Source organism: Photobacterium sp. GB-36 (assembly GCF_003026135.1).
In the GTDB taxonomy this organism is placed as follows: domain Bacteria; phylum Pseudomonadota; class Gammaproteobacteria; order Enterobacterales; family Vibrionaceae; genus Photobacterium.
Genome location: NZ_PYNY01000007.1, coordinates 120,237 through 136,161 on the forward strand (window position 1 = coordinate 120,237; position 15,925 = coordinate 136,161).

Sequence of the window (15,925 nt, forward strand, 5' to 3'; positions counted from 1 at the left end):
CGATGGCACTTATAAAAATTAGTAACGCTCAACTAGCGTATGGCGATCATGCTTTACTCGATAAAGCAGAATTTCTTCTTCAGCCACATGAGCGTGTTTGTCTTGTTGGCCGTAACGGCGCTGGTAAATCAACATTAATGAAAGTGATTGCTGGTGACGTATTACTCGATGACGGTAGTATTCAACGTCAAAATGAGCTGGTGGTTTCTCGTTTAGAGCAAGATCCACCGCGTAATGCGGAAGGGTCTGTATTTGATTATGTAGCGGAAGGTCTTGCTGATGCAGGTCGTGTTCTGCGTGAGTACCATCACCAATTGGACCTTGTCACCGCCGATCCTAGTGAAGCAAACATTAATAAACTATCGCGTATTCAGGAGCAAGTTGATCACCATAACGGTTGGCAGTTAGATACGCGTATTGCAGCAGTACTTGAAAGCTTGAAGCTTGAACCGAATACACTTCTTACTGATTTGTCTGGTGGTTGGCAACGTAAAGCAGCACTTGCTCGTGCGCTAGTGTGTGATCCTGATATTTTGTTACTTGATGAGCCAACAAACCACCTTGATGTAACAACGATTGAATGGTTAGAAGGTTTTCTAAAAGACTTCCGTGGTTCAATTATCTTTATTTCGCACGACCGTGCATTTATTCGTTCTATGGCGACTCGTATCGTTGATTTAGATCGTGGCCAATTAGTGTCTTTCCCTGGTGACTATGAAGGTTACCTAGAGGCAAAAGTTGAGTTATTGCGTGTAGAAGAAGAACAAAACGCATTATTTGACAAAAAACTAGCACAAGAAGAAGTGTGGATAAGGCAAGGTATTAAAGCGCGTCGTACTCGTAACGAAGGTCGTGTTCGTGCACTTAAAGCATTGCGCAATGAACGTGCAGAGCGTCGTGATGTTGTAGGTAAAGCGGATATGCAGCTACAAGACGCGAACCGTTCAGGTAAGATTGTCTTTGAAGCGAAGAATATCGGTTATAGCTATGGCGATAAGCAAATCGTTAAAGATTTCAGCTTTAATGTTATGCGTGGCGATCGTATTGCCTTAATTGGTCCTAATGGTTGTGGTAAGAGTACCTTAATTAAACTGATGCTGGATAAACTGCAAGCAACTGAGGGTGACTTCCACTGTGGTACTAAGCTAGAAGTGGCTTATTTTGACCAGTACCGTGAAATTCTCGATCCAGAGAAAACCGTAATGGATAACCTTGCTGATGGTAAGCAAGAAGTGACAATTAACGGTAAAACTCGTCATGCGCTAGGTTATTTACAAGATTTCCTATTTCACCCTCGTCGTGCTCGTACGCCAGTTAAAGCGCTGTCTGGTGGTGAGAAGAACCGACTATTGTTGGCGAAATTGTTCCTAAAACCAAATAATTTGCTGGTTCTTGATGAACCAACGAACGATTTAGATATCGAAACATTGGAACTTTTAGAAGATATACTTGCCAATTATCAAGGTACGTTACTTTTAGTGAGTCACGATCGTCAATTCGTTGATAATACTGTGACTACAAGCTGGATTTTTGAAGGTGAGGGCGTTGTTAACGAATACGTTGGCGGTTACCATGATGCACAATCTCAGCGTGCGAATTCTTATGCCAATCAAGCAAGAGAGCAGGCTGCAAAAATCGAATTAGAGAAGAGCAAGAAAGCTGCTCAAGAACAAAAGCAAAAAGATGTTACACCTAAACGCGCAGGTAAGAAGCTATCTTTTACTCTTCAACATGAGTTAGCTGGCTTGCCGCAAAAAATTGAAGACTTGGAAAATGAAATCGCGAAAATTCAGGAACAAATTAATGATCCTGCATTTTTCTCCGATCCGAAAAATGACACACAAGCCATCCTTACAGGTTTAGCTAAGCTTGAAGAAGAGTTTGAAGTTGCCTTTGAACGATGGGAAGAATTGGAAGCGATGCAAAAGGAATCCTAATGCCACATAAGATGTTAAAACTATCAACACTTGCAATCCTCGTTGCTGGTGCCTCTCAAGCTAGCGCTGCTGTTTATGATATTGTCCCTGTTTCAACTGCAGGATCAGATCAACTTGCAGCTCAAGCATATTTCCCGAGTGCACAGGCAAATGCAGATAGTACACCTGTTTCAGCTTTTACTACGGGTATTAAACCATCTGCTGAAGGCGACAATTGCTTTACAGGTAACAACTGTAATGCTGATTCATATGATGTTGCGGGAACCGTTCGACGTGGTACTCAAGGTACGCCGTTATCTGATACCACAGCATATAATGAGAATCGTCAGTTCATTGATGATTGGAATGGGTTATATAGTTACTGTCGTGATAACTTAGGCTACAACATCTGTAATGTTTGGGCTGATAATGAGTATTACGGTTATGACTACAATATTGATGATGTTCAAGACGGTCAAGGTTTAGGTGGTCTACAACATATTCAACAGACATGGTTAAATGGTTACCATTCAAATGCTCTTGCACTTAAAAATGGTGTAGCTGTTACAACCAAAGCTGATGAAGCTAGTGGTTATACTTCAATTGATAAAACACTAGGTGATATCGAAGCAAATACTACTGATGCCGTTCTTGAAGGTATCGTGGGTAATTACAGTTTTGGTACGTCAACTTCAGCCGTATTTAAGAATGGTTCGGTAAATCCTCGTGCTTTTGCTAAACGTGGTTTTGTAAATAATGATGGTACCCCAGTATCATTATTAGCGCCTGTATCGGGCGATGCATTTGTTAAAAATATGGGGCAGACGACAGCGAATGGGGCAGTAGAAACGACTGACGGTAATTTGCTAGTTGTGGGTTCATCTTCTTTTGGTCAAACATTTACTCAAAATCTTGATTCGCGAGAGCCAAATACAGATAACATTAATATAGGTTTAGGTTTCAACAAAGATACCTTCGCTAAATGTGTGAATAATCCTTCTAATCTGTACAGTACGTTTGAGTGCCAGTTTAGTACTTTTGCTAATGCAGCTGCTTTCTGGGTTGTTGATAATACAGGTAATCTTGTTAAATCAGGTGTTATTAGTTCAAATTTAGCAGCTGTTGACCCTGATCATGATGATGTTTCTTCACAGGCATCTGCTAATGCGGTTGCTATGGTCAATAACGCTCCTGTTGCTGTAGGCTATGCATCTCGCGATACCAATAGTAATGATTCTTATGTTATGCAAGCCGCATACTTTGAACCTAGTGCTGATTTAACGAAATGGACACAAACTTTTGTTCCTGGCTTAAATATTTCAACTGGCGATGATCGTAATTATCAATACACAATGGCTAACGACATCAACTCGAGCTTTAAAGTTGTTGGTATTGCAAAGAGTCATAATGCTGAAAACCGTTCGATTCCACAAAAAATGTTTATCTTTGATAAAGCAACGAACCAGACTAAGTTCCTTGATACATCTATAAGCCCATTATTCTTCCGTGGTTCAAATGGTGATGCAACAGCAATTAATGATAATGATCAGGTTGTAGGTTGGGTTGATTCAGAAACGAAGAATCAAATTGATGGCTCTGAGCGTCGTCATCGTGCATTTACCTACATTGCAGGCTCTACAGCGCAAGGGCCTCTAAAGGCTGGTAGTGTATGGATGCTAGATGACTTAACCAATGATGGCGGTGCAGCGAATACGGTTGCAAACTCTTACCGTATTATTTCTGCAACCGATATTAACGACGCAGGTGTTATTTCAGCAACAGCAAATTACTGTGCTGGTGGTTATCAAAACTTAACTAAAGAAGCGCAGTGTTCTGTGACTGAAAAGCAGGTTGCGATTAAGCTTGTTCCTAAGGCAAATGCGACGGATAAAGATATTATTGTTCGTAAAACAGAAGACGAGGAGCCAGTAAAACGTTCTGGTGGATCGCTTGGCATTTTGGCTTTGACAGCGTTAGGCTTTATTGGTTTCAGACGCCGTAAGTAATTTTTAAAATAAATTATGTTATACCAACAAGCTCACATTTTGTGGGCTTGTTTCGTTTTTAAATTTGATAAATTGTTCGAAATAACCCATTTTTATAAGTGGAGACATAAAAACTCCATCATTATGTAATGATAATGAAAAGTAATATACAGATAAGGATGAGGACCGAACTATGAAGAGACAAAAGCGGGATCGTTTAGAACGTGCGCAGGCTCGAGGTTATCAAGCCGGATTAAATGGCCGTTCTACAGATGCATGTCCGTACCAAGGTACAGATGCCCGTACTAACTGGCTAGGTGGTTGGCGAGACGCTAGAGAAGAGTTACAACAAGGTCTCTACAAATAATAACCTCCCTCATGGTTAACCCTATTCTGCAGCCCCTTAGGAGAAGGGGCTTTTTTATGCATAATAAGAAATGATAGCATTCTTGATTTATCTACTTAAGACACATTACAGAGACTGCAATCAAATGAGTATTAATGGATATTTTCTTGTTTTTGTGATTGCAAACTAAAGAGTGTTATTATTTTTAATTCGTTGATTTGTCAGAGTCATGTAACGGATAAGTACGTAGAAGAGATACAAGGTTATTATGCTGGTGGATAAAAAAAGCCCCGAGACATAAATGCCTCAGGGCTGAGTATTTAGATTCGCCACACTGATTAGAAATTGTCAGTATCTTTAAAAAGACCCACTTTTAAATCTTTAGCAACGTAGATTTCTTTACCGTCTACCAGTACACGGCCATCAGCAACACCCATGATTAGCTTACGGTTGATAACACGCTTAAACTGAATTTCATAAGTTACTTTTTTGGCTGTCGGGAGAATTTGACCTGTAAATTTAACTTCACCCACACCCAGTGCTCGACCTTTGCCTTCACCGCCAGACCAACCAAGGAAGAAGCCTACTAGTTGCCACATTGCATCAAGACCAAGGCAACCAGGCATTACAGGATCACCTTTAAAGTGACAGTTAAAAAACCATAAGTCAGGATTGATATCTAATTCGGCGACAATAAAACCTTTGCCGTGATCACCATCTTTATCGGTGATATTTACGATACGGTCAATCATTAGCATGTTATCTGATGGTAATGATGGGAAGTCAGGACCGTATAGTTCGCTGTTGCCACAAGCGACAAGTTCTTCGTGTGTATAAGAATGCTGGCGTGTCATTAGAATCAATTACTCCTTCAAATGTATGGGAGCAATTTAGCTTACACGTGTAAGCTAAACAACTCGGATCAGTTCTGGACAAACCAGTTAGATATACGTAAACGTAGGCGATTTAACAGACCAATCTCATTTGAAAGGTCACCATGGTGGAAATAATCAATTCTTTCTTCAATCAAAGATAAAATCGTTTCATCTTCATCATTCTCGCTACGGAATGGCTTATCCGTTAAAAGAGGGATCGCTTCATCAACGTTCTCTATTGCCCAGATGTGGAACTGCTTCGCTTTTATTGCTTCAATGACTTCATCATTTAAACAAAGGTTACTCAAGTTAGTCTTTGGTAATATAACACCCTGATTACCAGTTAACCCTCGATGAACACACACTTTATAGAAGCCTTCGATTTTTTCATTAATCCCACCTACAGCTTGTACACGGCCAAACTGATCAACAGCACCGGTTACCGCTATTTGCTGATTAATAGGCTGTGAAGATAATGCAGACATTAATGCACAGAGTTCTGCAAGAGAGGCACTGTCACCATCGACTTCAGAGTATGACTGTTCAAAAACAATGGACGCTGAGTAAGGCAGGGCTTGATCTAAATCTAGCGCTGTTGCAACAAACGCTTGCATGATCATCATGCCTTTCGCGTGAATATTTCCGCCCAGTTCAACTTTACGTTCGACATCAGAAATATCGCCGTCACCAAAGTGAACCACACAAGAAATACGAGCCGGCTCGCCATAGGCTGTTGGGTGTCCAGGCATTTCAACCACGGTTAAACCATTAACCTGACCCACTTCTTTACCTTCACTAGCAATCAGGACTTGGCCATGGTGAATATCAGCAATAGCGCGTTCTGGCAAATAAGACTCACGATATTCTTTAGCGCGAAGTGATGCTTTAATATTCGTTGCCGTTAAAACTTTGCCGTCTGTCTCTATACTTGCTTCAGACAATAGATTTAGGTGCCAAAGCAAACAAAGTGGTAAGCGTGTTTGATCTTCAGCATAACGCGCACCTGCACATAGCAGTGCAGTTACAGCGTCCGTATCAGCCAAGTCTGGCAGTTTATGATGAGTAATAATCGCCTTTATATAACGAAGATACTCTTCAAGATTGGATTCGTTTAATAAGAGATCTTGTTCAAATTCACCGTACATAGCAAAACCAGCGGCAAGATCAGGCTCAGCATGATCAAGTTCTGCCATTAAATGACGATCACCAATGATTACCAGTTTTACATTTACCTTCTCAGGCGCAGGTAAGGGGCATAGTACTTTTTTGTTAGCGGCCTCCCAATCTAGCATGCCGTCCATTAGTACGCTTTTTAAACGCGGCCATAACGATGGATTACTGAGAAGGGCGGTGATTGATAAAATCAAATATCCATTATTTGCTTGGTGTAATAAACCATGCTTAACGCTTGGTTTTGCTAAACTATTTGACTCTAGAGCAGGATAGACGGCACCAAATAGTTTTTCAGCAGTAATATCATCACCCGCGATGATGATCGGTTGCTCATTTTCACTCGTTTGTGAGCTAGATGTATTATTACTACTTTGATATTGGTATTTTTTTATGAGTTCAATAATATAGTCACGATACAACGTGTTATCAGGCGCCGTAATACGTAGAATACGAGGCTGTAAATTAAGCGCGCTGAAGCGGCGTACGGCATCTGATAGTCGAGGTTGAAGAGTACCAACTGTCGCGGGTTCAAGATTACTATAATGTTCTAGAGTTGTTTGGTACTGGCTATAATCAGGAAACATTGTACGCCAAGATTCTTCATGCATAAATTTAGCTTTCTATTGTTACTGTGAAAAGGTAAGCAGTATAAAACAATCAAAGAGCTCATAATAGAAACTTATGAGCTATATTTATGTTTCATAAAAACAATCGGTTATTCTATATAGGTGATTGTTATTTAAGAATGCCAGAGTTACACTGTAACGCGTTTTTCGTTGACGATGAGAAAATTGTAATTTTATGAAATATCAGCAGCTTGAAAATCTTGAATCCGGTTGGAAATGGGCTTATTTAGTAAAAAAACACAAGGAAGGCGAATCAATTACACGCTTTATTGATCGCAGTGAAGCAGAAGCTGCTGTTGAGGCTCTTTTCGATATTGAACACGAACCAACAAAAGTGATTGAATGGATCGGTTCAAATATGTCTCCTGCGCTTGAAAATAAATTAAAACAAGCGATTCGAGCAAAAAGAAAGCGCCATTTTAATGCAGAACAAGTACATACACGAAAAAAATCAATCGATTTAGATTTCCGTGTTTGGGAAAAGTTGGCAGAAAAATCGCAAGAGTTAGGTTCTACATTATCCGATACTATCGAATATTTGATCAGTGAAAGTAACCGAACAGAGCGAGCTAACAAACAGGTTAGTGATATCAAGAATAACCTGACAGAACTACTGAACATTGAATCCTTTGATAAATAACGTTTTTTGGTGGTTGCTGTTCTTTTAAAGGTTACGTTTAAGGAGTAAGCAAATGGAATATGTACTTGTTTTAGCAGTAGTTGTTATTTTTATCGTCTTTAAAGATCGTCCTATTATGGTTTTGAAATTTGAAAATGGCGAACTGATAAAAACGAAAGGGAGTGTACCGACTGGCTTTCAAACCGCATGTAAAGAAATCGCACATAAAACACCTTTTAGTGGTCATATCAAAGTTTATAAAAATCGATTCACTACAAAAATTGATTTTTCAAAGGATATTCCAAGTAAAACAAAGCAACGTATTCGTAATGTTTTCCCTCATAGCTCTCATTCAACTAAAAAGGGCAAACGTGCTTAATTGGAAGTAAGTGTAATAAAACGTTTATTACACTTACTATTTAAAAGAGTCAATTGTGATTATTCCATACGCGTTTCGATTAACCCAAGGTAAAGATCTTAAAAAGAGTATTCTGCACTTTGTACAAGACAATAAGATCCAAGCAGGAAGTTTACTTTCAGGCATTGGTTGTTTGTCTAAAGTGATTATACGATTGGCTGATGAATCTAAGACAATAGAGGTTTCTGGCCCTCTGGAAATTCTTACATTATCAGGAACATTAACACCACAGCATGTCCATCTTCATATTTCGGTAGCTGATAAAAAAGGGCAGGTAATAGGTGGCCATCTTGTTGATGGAAGTATTGTTTCTTATACTGCAGAAGTTTGTATTGCGAGTTATACAAATTTATCATTTAACCGAGAGTATGACGAATCAACACGATTTGATGAGCTGAAAATTTGTGCAAAGTGAAGCGAATAATAACAAGTTAAAGATAAGTTTAACTTGTTATTAAATCTACTTTAATGCATCTAATAACTCTTCTTTACTTTTTATATAAGATGAAAACTTTTGCTTTAATTCCTGAAGTTCACTCTCTGCTTTTATTCTTTTTAGTCGTTCATCTTCTAATTGTTGACCTAAATCTACGGCTAAATAGCCACCTTTTATCAGCGCTTTGGTTGTAACATTACTATTCGTTAATGATTTAAGAGACTCAATCATATAATAATGCTTATCGATATCACGGATTGTTATTGCCATTAGATACTCCTTAACTCTCTATAATATATCAATTTTTAATCAAAACGTCACCATCCTAGCGCACTATAACTTAGTGTTGTTAGCTAAAAATAAACCGGCAAACACCGGCTTATTTTTAGCGTATCTTTTGACCTAATAGTAGGCTACTTAGGTAAATAGACTTACCTGAAGCTAGCTCTAGAATGCCTCTGTCATCGGAGATATAAACAGCTTCTTTTGTTCGAAGATAATCAATATAGAAGTTACTAAAAGTGAAATCGACTTCACGACTTTTATTTAATTGCTTAACACCAAAAGTGTAATAATGATTTTGAATTTTTAAAAATACACCACTAAATAAAGATGATGAAATAACTCGATTTTCTTTATCTTTTCTAATTGTATTAATCTTAATTCGCCCATCATTTAGGTCAACCTTTATAATTTCAGAGCCAAAAGCAGGGTATTCCTTAGTAAATAAATATGCCGACTGTGTGCTGACAGCATTAAAAATCGCTTGGACAATAATAAACAATAGAGCTAGGAATATGCCAAGGAAAGCTTTTTTAAGCATCGCACTGCTCCTGGTTCACCTGTGAAGTTAAGTCAATATAGTGCTCATTATGCACACCTATTAATTTATAACGCTCACACAATCCACCGATAGGGAATGCATACCATTGACTTATATCGCCTGCTTTATAATCAATGATTGCCTGTGTAACAGGATTTGGTAATTCAACGCCATTATAATTAACAGATATACCATCAACATCAGTTGTATTAACAAAAAATAAGTACTGGTAACAGACAAATAAAGTAGCTAAAAAGAAAAAGCAAACAATCAGAAAATCAAATAGGCTGAATGTATTTAATTTATTGAGTAAGCTGAATTTTTTTTTCTTCTCAGTAATTACTGGTTTATCAATAATGCTTTCTTGATGCTCTTCTAATTCTAACTTTTCTGCAATTTCATGAGCTTCTATATGTTTACTAATATCTTCAGACAGAGGCGGATGAGAACCATCATCAAGCAGAGAGGTTTCTCTAATTGAGTAACCAAGTTTTGGCTCAGTTGTGATGATATTATGCTCACCGATTTTACTAAATGAAGTGCGAAGGTTTTTTATCGCTACAGTTAACGAATTATTCGTTACTACTTTTCCTTGCCAGCACTCTTTTAGTAATGTTTCTCTATGTACAGTATTGTTTGCGGTGTTTGCTAATAAAGCAAAGATATGAGTCTCTGAGCGTGAGACTTTTAAAACAGCATTATCACTTATACGGGTGATCGTTCTTCGCGAATAATCAACATCAAAACGACCAAAACGTTCTATTCCGTTGTTTACTTCATCGTTCATTATTTACTTATCAATAATAGAGTTGTCAAAGGGGATAACTACTCAAAAAGAGAGGCTATTTTATACAAAAAAGGTATCGAATTCTATATTGATGCAACCATCTGCTTGTCATATCATTATATGTTTATAAATTTTTCGGTTTTTCAATCAATTCAATGTTTAAGTCATGCAATACACGACCAAACTGAGTCACACGGTTGGTTTCTGCATCCCGTTTACTTACGCATGGCGATCACTGTAAAAAGCAGTGGGTTTGCCATGATGTTCAACATATGCATGCGTGGCAACTATGTAATCAAACGCAGATTCTGTTTCGCTAAAACGTAAGCTCATCAGTTTGCCGGTGGCACCCAAAGGCCATCAGCGATCATCCATTGGCGTAAGGTTTCTAATCCAATTCGTGGCGTTCAATCAATTTTTCACGTGCCAATGTGGGTCCGAAGTCTGCGTAATATTCGTGGAGCAGGTTTAAACATTGATGGCGTATATCAGTATTAATTTTGTTGCCTGGCGATTGTCCACGACGTTGATGCACTAAACCAACAGCACCAAGATCTCGATAGCGTGTTATTAATCGTTGAACCTGACGAACAATGACATTAAGAAGCTGAGCAGCACAACATATTTTGTTTAACTCACATTGATCAGCAGATACTGATCACTATAGAAAAACAGGACATTTTAGCTTTGCAGAAAAGAGACACTTTACCTTGGGGCCTATAATCTAAGTGCGCATTATGTATATTATGTTAAATAATGTGTCGAGGTAACTATGTATGATCTTGTTTTTCCTACTTTGTATCTAATATCTCTACTCTGCTTGTGGGTTGATTATTGTATTTAACAGTATTGGCTATTTACCATAAAATAGGTAATTAACATCAATTTTAAATACTGCTGCAAATGTTCAGTTTGCCTTGTACTTAAAGCTTGCTGTTAATTACTAGAGATTCGATTAATACGAATCTCTAAATCGTACTTTCTGATTGCTGGTTTTCTTTAAGTTCTTGGTATTTTTCCAGCAACGCATCTAGCTCGTTTGAACAGATTGGTTTTGCTAAAAAGCCATCCATACCAATATCATGATAAATTTTCTGGTCACTTTGCATCGCGTTCGCGGTTAATGCGACGATTGGAATACTAATTTTTCTCTGTCTAAGTTGTTTTGTTGCTTCTAAGCCATCTAAAATAGGCATAGAAATATCCATTAGCACTAAATCAAACTTATTGTGACCCTGTAACAGTACATTTATCGCTTCCTTTCCGTTGTTAGTTATCGCAACTTTATGTCCTCGCCGCTCTAACATCAACTTAGCAACCAACTGATTGGTGTTACTATCTTCTGCTAATAAAATATTTAAAGAGCAATCCGATTTATTTTTAAATTTAGTGTCAGCTTCACAACTCTTCAATGATGGATAAATAATAGGAATAGAAATTTTAAAACAACTTCCCGTTCCTAATTCACTTTCAAGTGATATTGTTCCGTTCATCTTTTCGATCAAATGCTGGCTAATCGCCAAGCCCAAACCTGTGCCGCCATAACGACGTGTGATACTTCCATCCGCTTGATGAAATGGATTAAAGATATTTGCTTGTGCATCTTTAGCAATACCAATACCGGTATCGATGACTGCTATTTCAATGTTATCGTCAACTTTACGAGCAACAACGCGAACCGAACCAATACTCGTAAATTTAACGGCATTGCCGATTAAATTAAATAACACTTGAGCAATTCGATTTTTGTCACCGTAGATTTGTTTAGGGATCGCATCGTCAATTTCACATTGAAATTGAACATTATTCTTAGTTGCTTGTGGTGCTAATTGATCAGAGACAAGCCTTATACTTTCCACAACATTAATATCACTATTGAAAAGCCTAAAACTCCCCGATTCTATTCTTGATAAGTCTAAGATGTCATTGATAATCGTCAGCAATAAATGTGCTGACTGGTCCATCTGTGACAACCAAAGATTTTGCTTATTATTCAAGCCAGATAAAGATAGCGATTCCATTAAACCTAACACCGCATTAAGTGGTGTTCGTATCTCATGACTCATCATTGCGATAAATTGAGATTTAGCTTTGTTGGCTGTTTCTGCTTGCTTTTGCGCTTCCTGTAAGTCAAATAAACGTTTTTTTCTGCTCGTTATGTTTTTAGCTGTTCCGCGAAATCCTTGTAGTTTTCCATACTTATCAAAATAAGGGGTGCCACTAAAGCTGTACCACTGCTCAGTATTATCAACGCTAAGATTCCATTCTACGTCTTCAAAGACAACTTGCTGCGAGAGCTTATTCGTCATTTTTTGTTGGAACAGTGGGTAGTTATTAAAGAATTCTATAAAGTTATCACAGGCAATTTGTGTATTAGCGACTTGAGGTTCTGAAATATAGGTAAAGTTATAATCAACATCAATTTCCCAAAACCAATCACCTGCTGTTTTGGCAAAATCTTTAAATCGTTGCTGACTAAATGTCAGTTGTTGAGTTCGGGCTGCCACTAAAGATTGCAGCCGTTCTCGATAATCTATATCGATGATCGCACGTGCAAGTAATGGTCTAAATCTATTAAGCACTCGCCTGCATCTTGGTGTGAACTGACTTTTATCGTGGCTCATTAAAATCATAACAGCATCACTTGAGCTTACTTTAACCCCCGTTAATAATGCCGAACTGTAGTCATTTAATGCTTCAATCGATTGCGTACTAAATTCAACAATATCTTTAGGAGAATATAGTGCAATGCATTCACCATTAATCGCTCGTCTAAATGTACTTTCCATAAGCCAAGAGTTTGTACTAAAACGATTATCAGTACTGACCAGCACATCAAGCAGCTCTTGCTCGTCTTCTCTAGTCAGAACTAGCGCTTGATCAAAACCAATAAACTTGCGTAGGACTTCTAATAAGCTATTGAATACTTGACGTTTATCATTCGCACCCGCCATTGCCGAGATGCCTTCTAAGATGGCTTCATTCTCATCTTGTAATTGGCTTTCTCGTTCTTGACTGCGTAATAAATCAATGACTGTTTCTTGTAGCTTTTCAGATTCAGAACTTATCATAGTATTAACAACCTACCCTTTATGAAAAATAGCTGCTGAAATCATTAAGTTACCGTGCGCATTTTCACCACTGATGAATTGCCCCTGTTCACCAAAGGTAAATGGAGAAACATAAGGCTTATTTAACATTGCAATATTTACACCGCTAGCAACATCATCCATACGATTTTTTATTTTTAACATGCATCCGGCACAAAAAATCGTAATGCCACCTATTGGATTAAGCTTATTACCATTTGATGCTTTAACTACCCGACTTGCTCTAGAAATCAGTCGTTCATCAGTGCCGTTCATAAAGTACAAGCGATCCCCTTGCTTTACTTCAGCAAACATTTCGATGCCCTTGCGTTGTGTAATATGTGCAGGATGAGCTAATTTAAAATAAGGTAAATCAAAATATTCTCCAGCAAAACGTCCTAAAGGATTTAAACTGCTTTCACTTATTATGTTGCTGTTGGTATCAAATGGAATCTTCATCCATTGTTGATAGACATCCGCTGCGGGTTTATTATCGAGCTCTATAACTTCTCTATGTTCAACTTTAGTTGCTATTGCTGATAAGCCTGTACTAGCATAACCTGAATGAAATGAAAGGCTTACTTCGCAGGTCGGATAAAAAACAGCGATACCAATCCCCTGACCTGTTTGTTGTTCAACATTAAATATTTGCCATTTCTCTGCAATGAAATCGTCAGCAGCTGAGCCGCCAATAATAGGAACGGTACAGCCCAACTCTTTTTCTATTCCTTGAATAATTTGTTCTTCGTAACCCGGTGTTGCATGTAATAAAATAAGTGATGGCAACTCGCCAACTCGACCGCTATTATGAATCGCTTTTAATGTTGCTTGCCTTGCCATTTCATAAGGCGTCTCAAAATTCGAAATAATGGCCGTGCCATATGCTCCGTGATAATCATTAATTGCCCATAATGCTAAACCTGTTCCACTAAAATAGCCTTCATTTGTCATAAAGCCCTGACATGACGTACAACCTAAAATAGCGGTATGGGGAAATGACTTTTTGAGTTCGGCTTGGAAAATATTGATGTCATAATTTTCAGAATAATAGATAAGCAGCAAAGAAGGCGTTGCAATTTTTAGATTTAGCTTATCAATAGCCTCATTAATAGCTTCGAAAGATGAAGATTGTATTGAGTAACTTGTTGTTATATCCATATCAATAGACTCATCCTTGAATTAACTCATGATTAATATTATCAGTTATTTGCACATTTTAAGTCAGAATTTTACCTACCTCTTATTAGATTAGCTTATCTTATCGTATCATGATGCAAATATTTGTAAGCTAAGGATTATTAAAGTGGATTTAAGCTTAAATAAAATCGTTATTGTCACCGGTGGTGCTAATGGTATCGGCAAAGGGATTTGTAAATATTTGGCACAAAAAAACGTTATCGTTATCGCATTAGATATCAATGAACAAGCCGGATATGATTTAGTCAATGAAGAACCACGTATTCGGTTTCGTTTAACGGACGTTACTCAAATATCGGATATTAAAAACACGTTAGATTGGGTGAAATGTCAATTTGGAAGACTAGATGGTCTCATCAATAATGCTGCTATTTCCAACCCTTACAATACTCCCTTACACCAATTACCGTTAGATGAATGGCACCATATTTTAAATGTTAACTTAACATCCCCTTTAGCCATGAGTCAGCAGTGCCTACCTTTACTTACTGAAAGTAAAGGACATATTATTAATATGAGCTCAACAAGATATCTACAGTCTGAACCAAACACCGAAGCTTACGCTGCAAGTAAAGGTGGATTGGTATCATTAACTCATGCACTCGCTGTGAGTTTATCTCCTAATATAAAAGTAAACTGTATTTCACCGGGTTGGATTCATACAGATACGAGTCAATTACGAGGTATCGATCATCAGCAGCACTTGTCTGGAAGAGTTGGAAATGTCAATGATATAGCTGAAATGGTTGATTTTTTACTTTGTAGCCAAGGTTTCATAACGGGGCAAAATTTTGTTGTGGATGGCGGGATGACAAAGAAAATGATTTATTGCGAGTAAATAGCACTTCAGTAAATGTTCATATTAAGAAGTGCTATTTCTAATATTATTTAGTTACGGTAAATTGGGCAATCATTGTCGTGTTTTTAGCCGTTATATCTATTTCCCAAACCATTGAGTTATGTGTACATGCTGGAACGGTAAACTCTCCCACCCAAGTGTTCTTATTATGCTGCGTAAACATAATGGGTACCGTTCCCATATTCATTGAAACACCTGAAGCAGTAGCTGACGGTTTAACATCCATGTTGGTTATTTGTAATAGAATTGGTACTTGTGCAGATATTTTTTTTGTTAAAAGCTGTACATCAACGTTCTTATCATCTAACAAATACTGACAATTTGTTGTGTCTAATTGACATATTTTCACTCCATCTTTAAGACTATCTTCACCTTCGGGAGATGTATATGTCACTGTTCTCCAAAAAAAAGCTGAAATCAATATAGTCATTAACACTATTATTTGGATTAAACGACCACGGGTTAGTTTTTCTGCTGCCATATTTTACAAATATTCCTGTGTTACAGAGCTCAAAATTCTCACATACTGTTACTTAAGCGTAAATGTAATGTGGTCACCCCACTCTGAAAAATGTGTTAGCTCAAGTATTATGAGAAATGAAAATGCCACTTCTACAAAAAAATAGCAATTTGAATCTTGTTTTGATGAGTAATCAGAGGAGCAAGGTCGAATGTCACCATTTTTGGGGATATGGATTACTATTATTAATGTAGTTCGTTCTCGTTTTCGGGAGGTTGATACTTTAAATATTAATGCGAATATACGAATTATTCCG

The 15,925-nt window shown here is 37.7% G+C and carries 15 protein-coding genes; 7 read left to right on the forward strand and 8 right to left on the reverse strand.

What is annotated here, in order from left to right:
• The first annotated feature begins 2 nt into the window (after window positions 1-2).
• The 3 genes from C9J46_RS09030 (at window position 3) to rmf (ending at window position 4,268) form a co-directional block, all read left to right on the forward strand.
• Window positions 3-1,937 carry an ABC transporter ATP-binding protein gene (locus tag C9J46_RS09030; protein ID WP_107287392.1) on the forward strand — a complete coding sequence of 645 codons (1,935 nt, stop codon included), beginning with the start codon at window positions 3-5 and terminating at the stop codon, window positions 1,935-1,937.
• On the forward strand, window positions 1,937-3,922 hold the full coding sequence (locus C9J46_RS09035; RefSeq protein ID WP_107246654.1) for a DUF3466 family protein: 1,986 nt from the start codon (window positions 1,937-1,939) through the stop codon (window positions 3,920-3,922). Before C9J46_RS09030 ends, C9J46_RS09035 begins: the two co-directional genes overlap by 1 nt.
• A 172-nt stretch (window positions 3,923-4,094) precedes the next feature.
• Window positions 4,095-4,268: a ribosome modulation factor gene (rmf, locus tag C9J46_RS09040; protein ID WP_005367875.1), complete on the forward strand. Its 174-nt coding sequence runs from the start codon at window positions 4,095-4,097 to the stop codon at window positions 4,266-4,268.
• Between the two features lie 317 nt (window positions 4,269-4,585).
• On the opposite strand, the gene fabA is transcribed toward rmf, so the two are convergent.
• Window positions 4,586-5,101: a bifunctional 3-hydroxydecanoyl-ACP dehydratase/trans-2-decenoyl-ACP isomerase gene (fabA, locus tag C9J46_RS09045; protein ID WP_107208151.1), complete on the reverse strand. Its 516-nt coding sequence runs from the start codon at window positions 5,099-5,101 to the stop codon at window positions 4,586-4,588.
• Between the two features lie 68 nt (window positions 5,102-5,169).
• Complete coding sequence (locus tag C9J46_RS09050) at window positions 5,170-6,903, reverse strand: Lon protease family protein (RefSeq protein ID WP_107246653.1); 1,734 nt, start codon at window positions 6,901-6,903, stop codon at window positions 5,170-5,172.
• Between the two features lie 193 nt (window positions 6,904-7,096).
• Between C9J46_RS09050 and matP the strand changes: the two genes are divergently transcribed.
• The 3 genes from matP to C9J46_RS09065 are packed head-to-tail and all read left to right on the forward strand — an operon-like array spanning window position 7,097 to window position 8,373.
• Window positions 7,097-7,561, forward strand: coding sequence for a macrodomain Ter protein MatP (gene matP / locus C9J46_RS09055; protein WP_107208153.1), 465 nt, complete (start codon window positions 7,097-7,099; stop codon window positions 7,559-7,561).
• A 52-nt stretch (window positions 7,562-7,613) separates the two neighbouring features.
• Window positions 7,614-7,919 (forward strand): DUF3634 family protein, encoded by a 306-nt coding sequence (locus tag C9J46_RS09060; RefSeq protein WP_107208154.1) that lies wholly within the window; start codon window positions 7,614-7,616, stop codon window positions 7,917-7,919.
• Between the two features lie 55 nt (window positions 7,920-7,974).
• Window positions 7,975-8,373: a PPC domain-containing DNA-binding protein gene (locus tag C9J46_RS09065; protein ID WP_107260334.1), complete on the forward strand. Its 399-nt coding sequence runs from the start codon at window positions 7,975-7,977 to the stop codon at window positions 8,371-8,373.
• 45 nt (window positions 8,374-8,418) lie between these two features.
• Here C9J46_RS09065 and C9J46_RS09070 read toward each other — a convergent pair whose 3' ends face one another.
• The 5 genes from C9J46_RS09070 to C9J46_RS09095 all read right to left on the reverse strand — a co-directional run bounded on the left by C9J46_RS09070 (window position 8,419) and on the right by C9J46_RS09095 (window position 14,251).
• On the reverse strand, window positions 8,419-8,664 hold the full coding sequence (locus C9J46_RS09070; RefSeq protein ID WP_107208156.1) for a hypothetical protein: 246 nt from the start codon (window positions 8,662-8,664) through the stop codon (window positions 8,419-8,421).
• Between the two features lie 115 nt (window positions 8,665-8,779).
• A complete protein-coding gene (locus C9J46_RS09075; RefSeq protein ID WP_107208157.1) occupies window positions 8,780-9,217 on the reverse strand; it encodes a hypothetical protein in 438 nt (145 codons plus the stop codon).
• Window positions 9,210-10,004: a transcriptional regulator gene (locus tag C9J46_RS09080; protein ID WP_107208158.1), complete on the reverse strand. Its 795-nt coding sequence runs from the start codon at window positions 10,002-10,004 to the stop codon at window positions 9,210-9,212. Before C9J46_RS09080 ends, C9J46_RS09075 begins: the two co-directional genes overlap by 8 nt.
• A 968-nt stretch (window positions 10,005-10,972) precedes the next feature.
• Window positions 10,973-13,075, reverse strand: coding sequence for a PAS domain-containing hybrid sensor histidine kinase/response regulator (locus C9J46_RS09090; RefSeq protein ID WP_107208160.1), 2,103 nt, complete (start codon window positions 13,073-13,075; stop codon window positions 10,973-10,975).
• Window positions 13,076-13,087: 12 nt separating this feature from the next.
• Window positions 13,088-14,251 (reverse strand): FIST signal transduction protein, encoded by a 1,164-nt coding sequence (locus C9J46_RS09095; RefSeq protein ID WP_107208161.1) that lies wholly within the window; start codon window positions 14,249-14,251, stop codon window positions 13,088-13,090.
• 145 nt (window positions 14,252-14,396) lie between these two features.
• Here C9J46_RS09095 and C9J46_RS09100 point away from each other — a divergent pair, with 145 nt between their 5' ends.
• Window positions 14,397-15,128, forward strand: coding sequence for an SDR family oxidoreductase (locus C9J46_RS09100; RefSeq protein WP_107208162.1), 732 nt, complete (start codon window positions 14,397-14,399; stop codon window positions 15,126-15,128).
• Window positions 15,129-15,174: 46 nt separating this feature from the next.
• Here C9J46_RS09100 and C9J46_RS09105 read toward each other — a convergent pair whose 3' ends face one another.
• Complete coding sequence (locus tag C9J46_RS09105) at window positions 15,175-15,630, reverse strand: hypothetical protein (RefSeq protein WP_107290794.1); 456 nt, start codon at window positions 15,628-15,630, stop codon at window positions 15,175-15,177.
• Window positions 15,631-15,925 lie beyond the last annotated feature (295 nt).

What these genes read in the sequence shown, in the direction of transcription:
- C9J46_RS09105 (WP_107290794.1), bottom strand. Translation starts at nt 15,630, where the DNA reads ATGGCAGCAGAAAAACTAACCCGTGGTCGTTTAATCCAAATAATAGTG.
- C9J46_RS09095 (WP_107208161.1), bottom strand. Translation starts at nt 14,251, where the DNA reads ATGGATATAACAACAAGTTACTCAATACAATCTTCATCTTTCGAAGCT.
- C9J46_RS09080 (WP_107208158.1), bottom strand. Translation starts at nt 10,004, where the DNA reads ATGAACGATGAAGTAAACAACGGAATAGAACGTTTTGGTCGTTTTGAT.
- C9J46_RS09035 (WP_107246654.1), top strand. Translation starts at nt 1,937, where the DNA reads ATGCCACATAAGATGTTAAAACTATCAACACTTGCAATCCTCGTTGCT.
- C9J46_RS09050 (WP_107246653.1), bottom strand. Translation starts at nt 6,903, where the DNA reads ATGCATGAAGAATCTTGGCGTACAATGTTTCCTGATTATAGCCAGTAC.
- matP (WP_107208153.1), top strand. Translation starts at nt 7,097, where the DNA reads ATGAAATATCAGCAGCTTGAAAATCTTGAATCCGGTTGGAAATGGGCT.
- rmf (WP_005367875.1), top strand. Translation starts at nt 4,095, where the DNA reads ATGAAGAGACAAAAGCGGGATCGTTTAGAACGTGCGCAGGCTCGAGGT.
- C9J46_RS09070 (WP_107208156.1), bottom strand. Translation starts at nt 8,664, where the DNA reads ATGGCAATAACAATCCGTGATATCGATAAGCATTATTATATGATTGAG.
- C9J46_RS09060 (WP_107208154.1), top strand. Translation starts at nt 7,614, where the DNA reads ATGGAATATGTACTTGTTTTAGCAGTAGTTGTTATTTTTATCGTCTTT.
- fabA (WP_107208151.1), bottom strand. Translation starts at nt 5,101, where the DNA reads ATGACACGCCAGCATTCTTATACACACGAAGAACTTGTCGCTTGTGGC.
- C9J46_RS09090 (WP_107208160.1), bottom strand. Translation starts at nt 13,075, where the DNA reads ATGATAAGTTCTGAATCTGAAAAGCTACAAGAAACAGTCATTGATTTA.
- C9J46_RS09030 (WP_107287392.1), top strand. Translation starts at nt 3, where the DNA reads ATGGCACTTATAAAAATTAGTAACGCTCAACTAGCGTATGGCGATCAT.
- C9J46_RS09075 (WP_107208157.1), bottom strand. Translation starts at nt 9,217, where the DNA reads ATGCTTAAAAAAGCTTTCCTTGGCATATTCCTAGCTCTATTGTTTATT.